At 31.8% G+C, this 13,123-nt stretch carries 15 protein-coding genes; all 15 read right to left on the bottom strand.

Annotated features, from left to right (window positions below):
• Positions 1 to 234 precede the first annotated feature (234 nt).
• The 15 genes from L21TH_RS12775 to L21TH_RS12840 all read right to left on the bottom strand — a co-directional run bounded on the left by L21TH_RS12775 (position 235) and on the right by L21TH_RS12840 (position 13,073).
• A complete protein-coding gene (locus L21TH_RS12775; protein WP_034430224.1) occupies positions 235 to 786 on the bottom strand; it encodes a DUF6470 family protein in 552 nt (183 codons plus the stop codon).
• A gap of 243 nt (positions 787 to 1,029) precedes the next feature.
• A complete protein-coding gene (flgL, locus tag L21TH_RS12780; protein ID WP_006317275.1) occupies positions 1,030 to 2,058 on the bottom strand; it encodes a flagellar hook-associated protein FlgL in 1,029 nt (342 codons plus the stop codon).
• Between the two features lie 157 nt (positions 2,059 to 2,215).
• Positions 2,216 to 3,688, bottom strand: coding sequence for a flagellar hook-associated protein FlgK (gene flgK / locus L21TH_RS12785; protein ID WP_006317277.1), 1,473 nt, complete (start codon positions 3,686 to 3,688; stop codon positions 2,216 to 2,218).
• Positions 3,689 to 3,976: 288 nt separating this feature from the next.
• Positions 3,977 to 4,333 (bottom strand): four helix bundle protein, encoded by a 357-nt coding sequence (locus L21TH_RS12790; RefSeq protein ID WP_006317278.1) that lies wholly within the window; start codon positions 4,331 to 4,333, stop codon positions 3,977 to 3,979.
• Between the two features lie 91 nt (positions 4,334 to 4,424).
• On the bottom strand, positions 4,425 to 5,834 hold the full coding sequence (flgK, locus tag L21TH_RS12795) for a flagellar hook-associated protein FlgK (protein ID WP_006317279.1): 1,410 nt from the start codon (positions 5,832 to 5,834) through the stop codon (positions 4,425 to 4,427).
• 22 nt (positions 5,835 to 5,856) lie between these two features.
• Positions 5,857 to 6,360 (bottom strand): flagellar protein FlgN, encoded by a 504-nt coding sequence (locus L21TH_RS12800; protein ID WP_006317280.1) that lies wholly within the window; start codon positions 6,358 to 6,360, stop codon positions 5,857 to 5,859.
• A 19-nt stretch (positions 6,361 to 6,379) separates the two neighbouring features.
• Positions 6,380 to 6,673, bottom strand: a complete 294-nt coding sequence (gene flgM, locus L21TH_RS12805; RefSeq protein WP_006317281.1) for a flagellar biosynthesis anti-sigma factor FlgM — start codon at positions 6,671 to 6,673, stop codon at positions 6,380 to 6,382.
• 65 nt (positions 6,674 to 6,738) lie between these two features.
• Positions 6,739 to 7,155 (bottom strand): TIGR03826 family flagellar region protein, encoded by a 417-nt coding sequence (locus L21TH_RS12810; protein ID WP_006317282.1) that lies wholly within the window; start codon positions 7,153 to 7,155, stop codon positions 6,739 to 6,741.
• Between the two features lie 229 nt (positions 7,156 to 7,384).
• The gene (locus L21TH_RS12815) at positions 7,385 to 8,149 is read right to left on the bottom strand and encodes a ComF family protein (protein ID WP_006317283.1); all 765 of its coding nucleotides are present in this window, start codon (positions 8,147 to 8,149) and stop codon (positions 7,385 to 7,387) included.
• A gap of 220 nt (positions 8,150 to 8,369) precedes the next feature.
• Entirely contained in the window at positions 8,370 to 10,595 is a 2,226-nt protein-coding gene (gene recD2 / locus L21TH_RS12820; RefSeq protein WP_006317284.1) for an SF1B family DNA helicase RecD2, read from the bottom strand.
• A 126-nt stretch (positions 10,596 to 10,721) separates the two neighbouring features.
• Positions 10,722 to 11,309 carry a hypothetical protein gene (locus tag L21TH_RS12825; RefSeq protein WP_006317288.1) on the bottom strand — a complete coding sequence of 196 codons (588 nt, stop codon included), beginning with the start codon at positions 11,307 to 11,309 and terminating at the stop codon, positions 10,722 to 10,724.
• A 466-nt stretch (positions 11,310 to 11,775) separates the two neighbouring features.
• Positions 11,776 to 11,919 carry a YvrJ family protein gene (locus L21TH_RS14125; RefSeq protein WP_006317289.1) on the bottom strand — a complete coding sequence of 48 codons (144 nt, stop codon included), beginning with the start codon at positions 11,917 to 11,919 and terminating at the stop codon, positions 11,776 to 11,778.
• A 156-nt stretch (positions 11,920 to 12,075) separates the two neighbouring features.
• Positions 12,076 to 12,294, bottom strand: coding sequence for a DUF2922 domain-containing protein (locus L21TH_RS12830; RefSeq protein WP_006317290.1), 219 nt, complete (start codon positions 12,292 to 12,294; stop codon positions 12,076 to 12,078).
• A 35-nt stretch (positions 12,295 to 12,329) separates the two neighbouring features.
• Positions 12,330 to 12,554, bottom strand: a complete 225-nt coding sequence (locus tag L21TH_RS12835; protein WP_006317291.1) for a DUF1659 domain-containing protein — start codon at positions 12,552 to 12,554, stop codon at positions 12,330 to 12,332.
• 66 nt (positions 12,555 to 12,620) lie between these two features.
• Positions 12,621 to 13,073 (bottom strand): sigma-70 family RNA polymerase sigma factor, encoded by a 453-nt coding sequence (locus tag L21TH_RS12840; protein WP_081627983.1) that lies wholly within the window; start codon positions 13,071 to 13,073, stop codon positions 12,621 to 12,623.
• Positions 13,074 to 13,123: the final 50 nt, after the last annotated feature.

Consider the following 13,123-nt stretch of genomic DNA (forward strand, 5'->3'; position numbering starts at 1 on the left):
ATTGAGACGTGAGTCCCTCGACAACAACATTGAGACGTGAGTCCCTCGACAGCAGCATTGGGACGTGGGCATCCCTCGACAACGAAATCGCGTTACTATCTTTTACTGAGAACTGATAGCTAAGAACTAAGAACTGTTATCTCAGAGCTACTAACTACTAACAACTTGCTACTAACTGCATCTTTAATTTAACATTTAAAATTAAAGCTTACAAAAGTTGTAATACAACTTTTGTTAAGCTTTCACGTCCACATATTGTACATCTATACTTCCTTTTTGCTTAATATATATTTCTACTTTTGCAGGGTTATAGTTTATTTTAGGTTTGTTTACTTTATAGTTTATATCTACTTTACCTAGTACCCAATCTATCTTTAAATCTCCCTTTACTTCTATTTTAGGTCTGCTTTTAGGAATAAGACCTATGTTGTAATCAAGATTATCATCCCATGCATTTTTTTCTGCTAGTTCTGGTATAGCTGGAGGCATATTTTTTTGTATCATTGCCATTCTGTTTCCATCTTGTACTATCCTTGTTATGGCTTCTAGGGCTTTTTGTCTTCCTAGCTGTGCTGCTTCTTTTGTTAAGTCTAGGAAGTTTTTAAGTCCAGCTTCTGCAAAACACTGATACTGGTCTATTATAACCTTGGGCTTTTCAGATTTTATGTTGGCTTTAGGCTTTGTTGTGCGTATTGTTTGTTCGCCCCTTGGTTGTTGTATATTCATTTGTCCTCTTGTGGTTTTCATTTCTATTATTGGTTTTGTAGTGGTTATTTGTAGTGGCATTTTTCTACCTCCATTAAGTTGAGGGACGTGGGCGTCCCTCAACAACTGAAACATGGACGCGTGAGCGTCCCTCAACAACGTACAACATAATAAATAACAATAATTATACACAAGAATTATATGTTACAACCATTCATTAGGACGTAGGGCACAATCAATTGTGCTCTACAAAATTTCAATGAATATGTTTTTTAATTTAAAATTTAACATTTAAAATTTAGAATTAGTAGACTTTTTGAGATTTTATCTCAAAAAGTCTACTAATGTTGGTTGTATTATTTTTGCTCCTGCTGATAACGATGCTCTATAGACGTTTTCTTCCATCTTAAGGTCCATGATTACTTTAGCCATGTCCACATCTTCGTTCTTAGATAACAATTCTGTAAAGTTAATCTCTTGCGATTCTAATTTGTTTTTAGTGAGTTCTAATCTATTAGTTTTAGCTCCTATTTCCGCTCTGACGGCTAATAAATTCTCCATAACTTTATCTATTCTACCTATACTCTTTTCAATAGTATCTGTATCGCCACCATCCATAGCATTTTTTAATTGGTCAAATATTTCTATTAAATAACTTTTATCTGCTCCTGTACTATCAGACGTCTTATTGCTCGAATCTATTGTATATCCATTTACACTCGATGTACTAAAGTTACCATCCTCTGGATTTGCCGATTCATATTTACCGAAAATTTTAATACCACTCGTATTAACTTCTATGCTCTCAGCTACCCCTACATTATATTCTGATATTTCACTGTCTTGTAATTGTAAACCAGTAGGAGTTGCAACTGCCCCTGACTCATAGTTAGTTAATTTGTATTTTCCTTCTTCATCAAGTAATGGAGCATTTGTTTTATATCCTGTAAATATTGACCTTCCTGCATATGTAGTGTTGGCTAATTCTATAAGATGTTCTTTTAATTCCTCCACTTCTTTTGATATTTTATTTAAGTCATCAGTAGTATTAGTTCCGTTAGAAGCCTGCACTGTAAGCTCTCTTGCCCTTTGAAGTACATCTCCCATATCAGATATAGCTGATTCTGTTATTTCCATCCACGATAACGCATCGTCTACATTTCTTTTATACTGCTCTATTCTACCAAGGTCTGTGTGAAGCTTAAGACTCTTTGAAACACCGATAGGGTCATCTGAAGGTAACTGGAATTTTTTACCTGATGCCATCTGTTGTTGTACCTTGTCCATTCTTTTTAGGTTGTTATTTAAATTTCGCATCATGTTTTTTATCATCATGTTGTTGGTTATTCGCATATATATTGCCTCCCCACAATTTATGATGGACACAGTGTCCATCATAAATAATTCTAAATTTTAAATGTTAAATTGTGAATTATAAAATATAAAAATGCTTTTAATTTAGAATTTAACATTCACAATTCACAATTAGGAAGATAATCTGTGAAACAGATTATCTTCCTACAAGTCCTAATCTATTTATTGTAACATCATATATCTTATCCATTGTAGTTATCATTCTTGCTGCTGCGTTATAGGAATGTTGGAATTTCACCATATTAGACATTTCTTCGTCTATTGATACACCTGATTCTGATTCCCTTTTAAGCTCTATGTTTTCCATTATAACGCTTTGGTTATTGTTCATTCTATCTGCATGCTGACTGTCAACTGCCAATGTTGATAATACTGACTTTATAAAATCATCTGGTGTACCTTGAGGTGGATTTGTAGGGTCATCAAAGAACATCTTATCCTCTCTTAAATCTATAAGCTCTAATACCCCTTCGTTGCTTTCCGGTTCATTATGATTCTCTGCTGTAGCTATGTTGTCAAGGTTGTCTAATATATCCTTAGACACCGATATATTATGGGCTTTTACTTCATCAGTTCCAGGGACGAAGCTCGCTGAATCTTTACCATCTATAGTAAACATATATATGTTTTCTGCTTTATTTAATCCTTTATTATTATAATGAACATTATTCATTCTTTCAGCAAACTTTGCTGCAAACTGGTCTAATCTATTTATATAAAAAGGTACTCCTCTATAGCTTCCACTTTCACCTTCACCGTTTATTAAGTCTATAAGTCCTTTTATCTCTCCTGATTTTATACTTACACTTTGTCCGTTATCCCACTTAACCTCAACCGGATTTGGGTCTTGTCCTTTTGATTTGCCTGCATACTCGATTTTCCTTACTTCTAAGTGATGTACAAGGGTGGTTCCACCGATAGAAACTGTATATCTTCCTTGGTCATCCTCATTAACCTGAACGTTTACTATTTTTGATAGCTTGTCTACTAATAAAGCTCTTTTGTCTCTTAAATCATTAGCTTTAGTACCGTCAAGTTCAAGGCCATATATCTGCTTATTCAAGTTTCTAATACTTTCTGCTAAATCATTAATTTGGTCTACTTTTGTAGAAATAGCGAAGTTAATCTCTTCCTGCATCTTATATAGTCTTCCTGCTGTTTCATTTAAGTGACTTGTAAGTGCTTCTGCTGTTTCTCTTACTAATGACCTATGGGAATAATCTGAAGGATTTTTACTTAATGTATCAAGTGCTGTAAAGAAATCATCTAAGTATTGTCTGAAGCTACTATCTGAAGGCTCATTAAATACTTTCTCTAATTCTACTAGATTCTCTCTTTTAACTTCCCATTCCCCTAAAGGAGCATTTTCTAGCCAATATTTAAAATCTACATACGAATCCCTTACTCTTTTAATTTCATCTATGCTTGTTCCCATTCCAAGCATACCGATTCCTGGTAGTGACATAGGTGAAGCTGATTTTTGAACTACCTGTTGTCTTGAATATCCTTCAGTATTTGCATTAGATATATTATGATTTGTTGTATGTAATGATCTTTGACTTGCTAATAATCCTGAAACTGCTGTGTTAAAGCCTATCCAACCGCTCATATTTTCTCAGTCCCTTCGAAAATATAATTTTAAATTCTAAATTTTAAATTTTAAATTAAAAAACAAAAACTATTTAATGTTAACCTTAGTAGTAATTAAGATTTTACTTGTTAGGTTTATGAGTTCTTCTCAATTTTTAATATACTAACTACAAATCTTTTTCTACAATTCCACTTTTTTAAATAATCTTAACCAATATTTACTTTAAATAATTCTTTCTAAGTTATTGATAATTTTTAAATTCCACTAGTAAATATAATCTTAAATCATAAATTTTAAATTAAAGAACTATTTAACATTGGCCTTCGTAGTAACAAGGATTTTAGTTATTATCTTTATAAGTTCTTCACAATCTTCTAACATACTATCTACGAATCTTTGTTCTACAATTCCACTATCCTTTAATAACCTTAGCCAATATTTAGTTTCAAACGATTCTTTTTGTGCTATTGATAATTTCGAAATAAAATCTTTTTTACTCTGTCCTGCACATGCCTCTTCTACGTTTGCTCCTATGCTTGTACCACTTCTTAGTAGTTGTTTAGCTAATACATATTCTTTCTTTTCTTCTACTATGTACTTGTACATTTTTACAATCCTAAGTGCAAATTTGTAACTCTTATCTCTAATAATATTATTAGACATTTCTCCCCCACCATAGTATTCAATTTAGAATTCACAATTTAAAATTTAACATTGTTGGAAGATAATTAGCAAATAGCTAGCTATTTGCTAATTATCTTCCAACTCTCCCTGTCTTATTAATAATTATGTCTATCATTTCGTCTATTGCGTTTACTACTCTTGTGTTGGCGACGTATGAATGTTGATATTTTAGCATGTCTGCTAATTCCTCGTCCAATGATACTCCTGATATAGATTTTCTTCTTTCATCTACTTGGGAGATTAATATTTTTTGACTTTCCTCCATGGTGGCCGCTTCATTAGCTTGTACCCCTAAGTCCGAAATAATTTCTCTATAGTATTCGTCTGGAGTCATATCTCCAAAAAGATATGATTCTCTTATACCTGCTATCTTTTCTGCTATCTTTCCGTTACCTCTTTCATTCATATCAAGTACAGGTTCGGAAGAGGCTGCTATTTTATTTAAGGTTGATAAATTATCATTGACTTTTATATTACCTACTCCTATTGATTCTAAAGGATTTGGTGCAGCAAAAAAATCATCTCCTAGTGGTCCCTCTAACGTATATCCTGTTTTATGAATTGTATTGACTTTTTCTGCAACTGTTTTTATAAAATTATTAAATTTATCTGTAATATCCACAATGGTATTATCTCTTGATTTGATTAATCCTGTCATTTCTCCGCCTTTAATGTTAACTTCTGTGCTTTCATCTTTCCAAAATAAATCTACATAAGGACTTCCATCTTCTTTTGCTTCTATCTCACTACAATTTGAGCCATTAACTAAATATTTGCCTCCAATAGCTACATTTACACAGTATTTATCGTCTTCATAATACTCTATAGAGACTAGATTTGACAATGTGTCTAATAGACTATTTCTTGTATCTCTGTAATCATTTGCCTTCATGCCATTACTTTCAACAACTTGTATCTTTTCATTAAGTTTAGCTATTTCTTTACCTATATTGTTTATTTCTTCAACCTTATTCTCAATACTTACATTTAAATTCTTCTTAGTATTAAGTAATTGCTGACCTATATGGTTTACTGTTTCTACAACAGCTTCTGCTCTTTCTTTTAATAATCCTCTTAGTGTTAGATTATCAGGGTTTTTAGAAAGCTCTTCCCAACCATTCCAAAATTCGTCCATTACACTTTGTAATCCATTCTCGGATATTTCATTAAATATCCTCTGTACTTCTTCAAATACGCTATTTTTCGCCGACCAATATCCATACTCACTTATAGATGTCCTATATTTAGCATCTAAAAACTCATCTCTAATTTGACGTATTTCTTGTACATCTACTCCTGTACCTATACTTAAATTGGCATTAGGTAATTTTGTATATGTTGAAGAAGCATGTATCGCTTGCTGTCTTACATAGTTTGGATTATCTACATTTGAAATATTATGGGATACAGTATCTAATGCTGTTCTATTAGCAAATATCCCTGATAAAGCTGTTGATAATCCTGTAAAAATCGAACTCATCTTAAGAAAACCTCCTCATTACTTAAACCTTAGCATCAAATAAACTTTGACTCTTGCCTGCATTTCCTTCTTCTACTTTATTTGTATAAGTGGTTTCTGTAGCACTACTAGTTAATAAATTAATGTTAAAATTTATATATTCAAGGGAATCGTTTATAAGTTTACTGTTCAGTTCATTTCTCTTTTTAATTTTATTTAATATATCTAGTAACTCATCTCTAATACTCTCAAGCTCTTTTACTTCATTTTTATATTGAGCACTAATTTTTTCAGTAAGCTTTGCAACTGATGCTTCACCGTTTATACCAACTTGTATTTTAATATTTTCTACTATCTTTTCTCTTTGGTTTTCTAATTTTGCTATTTTTAATATCATCGTTTGTTCTATTTGAGTTGTTTTATCTAATTCTTTTGCAGTACCTGATGTAATGACTTTTGTTTTCTTTTCTGTTATTTGTAGCATCTCTTTATATATTTTTAATTCTTCTTCTAAAATCTCTTTTAATTCTTTTATTAATTTCTCCACCCTCATCACCACCAGTTCTTTATATCTTCATATCAATGTTTATATCCTCTAAAATCTTTTCTACTATTTTTCCGCTGTCAATATTGTACGTCCCTGTACTTATTTGTCTTTTTATTTCAGCTACTTTTTCTTTTCTTATATCAGGTGTATTTTTTAATGCCTTCATTGCAACCTGAAAATCTTTTCCTTGGTTAGATATGTTAAGCTCGTCTCTTTTGCTAGCTTTTTTTGCAGCACTTACTTTTTTATCGTTGCTACTCTGTTTCCTATATACTTGTAATGCTTTTTCAATATTACCATTTGTAATCTTCATAAAATCACCCCATTTCTACCGATTCTTCTGTGATTATTATCGGTAAAAATGGGGTACTACTTTAATTATTTTTTTCTTTTATATTTTTCAGCTATATACATCTTATCTCGTTCTTTTTGAATTCGTGAATTAGATTTATCCGATGCTATCGCTTGTTTAAATTCTCTCTCCATTTCTTGCTTACACTTTTCACAAAATCTTCCTGTCCTGATTGGTCTACCGCATCTTTCACAATCTAGAAAAAGATTTTCTTCATCACCTTTTAATTCTAATCTACCTTCTCTTAAGAACTTTAATATTTTTTCAGTTGACACGCCTGTTGCATCAGATACCATCTGAACGTTGGCTCCAGGATTGTCATATATATATTCTTTTACTCTATGAAATTCTTCTTCATCTTGTTTTCTACATTGAGGACATAATTTATTGATTCCATCATAAACATAGATTCTTCCACATCTTCTACAGTTCCTAACGTTCATCTATAGTCACCTCCAAATGAGTTTGAATATCTGCAGTTAGTTACATATTTCGTCATTTATCAGCCAATTCCTGCAATATATAATTAATTTTATTTTTATATTTAGTTAAAGATATTAGTTGAGGGACGTAGGCGTCCCTCAACAACTGGGTGAGAAGAAATACTGTTTTTATATTTAGAAAATATTCAGTTGAGGGACGTGGGCGTCCCTCAACAACGTACAATCCTGTCTACTGTCCCCTATTCCCTGATCCCTGTCCTCTAGCTAATACTAACACCACAATTTCCTCTGCTCCTGCATGTAAAAGAACTTTACTACACTCGTCTACTGTCGCTCCTGTAGTATATATATCGTCTATCAATAAGATTTTCTTTTCTTCAAATACTTTACTTCTCTTCGTCTTGAATGCACCTTTTATATTTTTACGCCTTTCTTTTTTAGATAATTTATTTTGAATTTTAGTCTTTCTTGCTCTTATAAGATTTTTGGAATCCATTGGTATATTAAAGTAGTTTGATATATACTTACCTAAAAGCTCAGCTTGATTAAATCCTCTGTTCACTAGTTTAGACCTATGTAAGGGGACTGGTACTATTAAATCTATATCTTCGATATCCTCATTTTGTAGAGCTTGTACCATTAAATGACCTAAAGCCTTATACATATAGGCTTTTTTACCGTATTTATATTTATATATTGCATCCTTTGTTATTCCTGTATATTCTAATGGGGCTATTACTTTAGTGAAATAATGTATGGATTTTATACATTCATGGCATTTATCAGGTATATATCCAAGCTCTAAGGGTCTACCACATATCGAACACCTATGTTCTCCTATAAACTTAAGTTTTTGTTTACACTCATCACATATATGGTCTTCACCAATCTCTTCGTCATAACTATCGCAGATAAAACATACTCCTGATTCTGGGAAGAGAAGCTCTAAAAAAGTGTGGCAAAAGGTCTTTAATACTTTTATTATATTTTTCATATTGGCCTCCAATGTTTAGTTGTCAGCTCTCAGTTGACAGTTCTTGGTAACTATTTTGTCGAGGGACGTGGGCGTCCCTCAACAACGTACAAATCTACTCTACTGTTCCTGTTCCCTAAGCCCTGAATATAGAGTCGAGGGACGTGGGCGTCCCTCAACAACGTACAATCCTGTCCCCTGTTACCTGTCTACTGTTCCCTGAGCCCTGTCCCCAAACTAACTATCCCATCAACATCTCAAGTACCTTTGATAACCTTTTATCTAGTCCCGAATACCTTTTAGTGATTCTATTGTTTTTTATCATCATATGCAAGTATTTTTCATTTCCAACTAAAACAACTAACTCCTTTGCTCTAGTTATAGCTGTATATAAAAGATTTCTAGTAAGAAGCATTGGAGGACCCCAAGTCATAGGCATAATAACTACTGGAAATTCACTACCCTGACTTTTATGAACAGTGGTTGCATATGCAAGTTTTAATTCGTCTAACTGACTAAAATCATATACTACCTCTTTATTATCATCAAACACTACTGTTAATTCACTTTCTTCTTCATCTATATCTGTAATAAATCCGAAATCTCCGTTATAAACCCCTTCACCTTCACTTATTACTTTGCCATCTTCTTTAATTTCCCACTTAGTTCTATAGTTATTTTTTATCTGCATTACTTTATCGCCTACTCTATAAGTAACATCCCCTATTGCTTTCTCGCCTTTAATAGGAGCTTTAGGATTAAGAGACTCCTGTAGTTTATTATTTAACATATTTACTCCTGCATCTCCTTTTTTCATAGGAGTAAGAATCTGTATATCTTTCAACGGGTCATAGTTGTTAAATTTAGGTAATCTTTCTTTACAAAGACCGATAATAGTTTCAACTATTCGTTCATTTGAAGTTTCGCTTATAAAGAAAAAATCTTTATCCTTCACGTTTAAAATAGGTTTTTGTCCTTTATTTACTCTATGGGCGTTAACAATTATCATGCTTTCCTGTGCTTGTCTAAAAACTTCGTCTAATTTAACAACCTTAACTATTTTACTTGAAATTATATCTTTAAGTACATTACCTGCTCCTACTGATGGAAGCTGGTCAACATCACCTACTAGTATAAGTCTAGTCCCCGGAAGTATCGCCTTAAGTAAATTATTCATTAGTAAGATATCTATCATTGAAACCTCATCAATAATAACCACGTCTGCTTCAAGGGGTGTACCTTCGTCTTTATTAAATGCCATACCTATTTCTTCATCTATAAAGGTATACTCTAATAGTCTATGAATAGTTTTCGCTTCTCTGCCTGTAGCTTCACTCATTCTCTTAGCTGCTCTACCTGTAGGTGCTGCTAATGCCACTGTAAGGTTTTGACTTTCAAACAATTCTATGATGCTGTTTATAGTAGTAGTCTTTCCTGTTCCCGGACCTCCTGTAATAACTAGTACGCCATTTTCTACTGCTTGCTTTATTGCTTCCTTTTGTTTAGTAGCAAACTTGATATTTGTTTTTTCTTCTATATCTTTTATTTCACTATCTACATCTATATCTATTTCTTTTAATTCTGCTTGGGAAAGTTCAACTATTTTCTTGCTAACGTTTGTTTCTGCATAAAAGAAGGGCATATAATATACAAATATTTGATTATCGATATTTTCTAGCTGTATTTCCTGCTTTAAGGCCAGTCTACTCAGTCCATCCTCTATTAGACTTTCTTCCACATTTAATAATTGTGAAGCTTTAGCTATGAGTTCTTCCTTTGGAGCATATGTGTGTCCTTCTGATGCAAACTCCATTAAAGTAAATTTTATACCTGCATTTATTCTATAATTAGATTTAGAGTCTATTCCTAAGGATTGAGCTATTTTGTCTGCAATTTTAAATCCTATACCAAATATATCTTCAGACAATCTATATGGATTTTCTTTTATCTTAGCTACAGTATCTTTTCCGTATTTCTTGAATATCTTTATACCGTAACTAGGACTTATATCATACTGCTGTAAAAAAATCATTACATCCTTTAGTTCTCGCTGCTCTTCAAAGGTTTCTGCTATCTTTCTAGCCTTTTTCTTTCCAATTCCGTCTACTTCCATTAATTTTTCTGGATTGTATTGAAGTATATCTAAAGAATCTATACCAAACTTTTCTACAATCTTTTTAGCAGTTTTAGGACCTATACCCGGTATTAATCCTGATGATAAATACTTTTCTATTCCATTTAAAGTAGCTGGTACTACTGTTGAATATGTGTGTACCTTTAACTGTTGTCCGTAGGTTGGATGATTTACCCATTCTCCTTGTATTTCAAGGGTTTCCCCTATATTTATTATTGGTATATAGCCAACAACAGTTATCACATCGTCCTCTGTTTCTACTATTGCTACTACATATCCATTTGATTCATTTTTAAATATTATTTCTTCAATAGTTCCTTGTATTGTAATCAATTGAATTCCTCCAACTAATTCTGTTGGTTTAATTATATCATTTACTTTCTTTTATGGTCTAGGAATTAATACCATTAAACATCTTCTTTCACGTTTCCTTTTACGTCTAACTAATACTTAGAACATTTACTGTAATTTATTTTTAATAGCCAGTAACTCATCCCTAAGTAATGCTATATCCCCTTTAGTTGCAGGTTGGTGATACTGCGAATAAAAGCTCGAACTATTATCCATTACTAGTATGTTACTTCTTTTATCGTAAATTCTTTTAACAATTTTTCCATCATTTATATGTTTTTGTACTGTTTTAAACCGTTGAAGACTCTTAATTTCATTATTGCCCTTCATTACTATATATACTCCATCTTTTCTCTCTTCTATATCTTTTATATACTTCAAATTTACATATCCAAAGGAGCCATCATTTTTAGATAAGGGTTTTCTAACCTTTACAGGTATAAAAATATTTTCCGAATCAAATGGTATGGGGATAATGTTTGAAGCACCAATAACTTCACCATAATATTTTCTTGATGCACTTAAATCTATCATAAAATATTTACCTAATAATTTTAAGACGGTATGTATAGTCTTATATATAAAAACATCTCCAGATTCCTTTGTTGTTATTTTTGTAGAATTACCTTTCATATCTATATACAAAGGAACTACAGCTATAATTTTATTTGTTACGATTTTTTCAACACAAACCATATTTTAGCATCCCTCCTTTTACAATATTATAAACCGAACATATGTTCGTGTCAATGGATAAAACTGCCCTTTAGCTACTAGCTATTAGCTATTAGCTTAAAAATAGAAAAAAATATACAAAATAATGTACTAAAAAACGTAAGAGAAAAGCAAAAATTAAAAATAGGCCACAATAAATTGTGACCTACAATTTTACATTTTCAATCTAACTCTAGTTGAGGGACGTGGCGTCCCTCAACAACAAATGCTAAAAAACTTGTGCAAAAACATAAATTCAGTTGCCATTTTACACTAATCATTTACACATAAAATTTATTTAATTATCTGTCTTCTATCACGTATTAATTTACGTCACTTTTTACATCTACTCGTACGTCTTTTTTTACGTTTATCATTTATTTGATGCTTCATTTTCTCCAAATTATTATGTGTATGAACGTTTTTTATTCTTATCCATATATTGTTTTTACTTCATAGATGCTATTACTTTTGATAACTCATTTATGCTTTGAGTTAAATTATTCAGTTTCCCTTCTATTCTTACTAATAAATATACGGAAACCGCTATTGGAAAACCCAAGTTAGCAATATGAGTATATATCTCTTCCATAAACACACCTCCTGAAAAAATTTGGAAAACTGCTTTTAGCTATTCGCTTTTCGCCATTGACTATAAAGCTACTAACAAACAAATACTTTCACGTCTTATTTCACGTTATCTTATACGTTTGTTAATAGAAAAAGCCGGAGCTTGTCCGGCTTTTTTCTATAAAGTCAATTCTGTCACATCTGTAGTAATTATCCTTGCTCCAGCTATATTAACTAAATCACCACCTGAAGAATTAAAGACATTTCTTGCTATGATATCTTCCATAGCTGTCCTTACTTCTGCTTCAGTTAAGTCATCTCTAGGACTATCTACTGAAATTCTAACCTTCTTATCTGATTCATTTCTGAATTCTAACTGTAATCTCTTATCTGCCATGTTGATTCACCTCCTTACTAAAATATAGAGTTAAATTACTCTTGTGTTAATTCAACTTCTTCAATTTTTCTTACTGATACTAAAGGTAACATCTGCATTGAAGCCATAGATGTTGCTACTGCATACACATCATCGTTAGTTGCTGTAGGCTTGACTTTTGAATAAGTCTTTGTCTTGGTAACAATTTTACCGTTTTCATCAATACCTCCGTCAAACTGGAATTTAAGTTTTGAATTTAAGGCTACTGCATTTACTGGCATATTCATCACCTCCTTTCTACTACTTACATAGATAAGAGGTAATATTTTTACTATTATTTTCATTATCTATTGCTTTAATTTTTTTCTCAGGTTCCTAATAGCTGCTGTTTTCGTGTTAACTACCGTTCTATAGCTAATATTTAATTCTTTACTTATTTGAGCTATAGCCTTATTTTCTATATAATACTTAATCACAACATCCCGTTGCCTATCTGTTAATTCAAATATGCATTTTATTAATTCTCGTGTCCTAAATTTATTAATAATATCCTCCTCTACACATACATCACCTTCAATAAGCTCTATTAATTCAACATTTCCGTTCTTTAACTTTATAGACTGATTTAATGAAATATTGATTTCCTTCTTCTTATGCTTGTCTAAATAATGATATTTTAGCATCGTCTTAACATAACCTAAAAAATGTACTTTTCTTTCCTCATCGTAATCTAATAAGCAATTGAGAATCACTTCATATCCTCCTTGAATTAAATCATCATAATATTCCCTGTTTATGATAAATTAAAATTACCCTAGTATAATAATTGAAAAATCCCCTAGAGGAAATG

Source organism: Caldisalinibacter kiritimatiensis (assembly GCF_000387765.1).
Lineage (GTDB): Bacteria > Bacillota > Clostridia > Tissierellales > Caldisalinibacteraceae > Caldisalinibacter > Caldisalinibacter kiritimatiensis.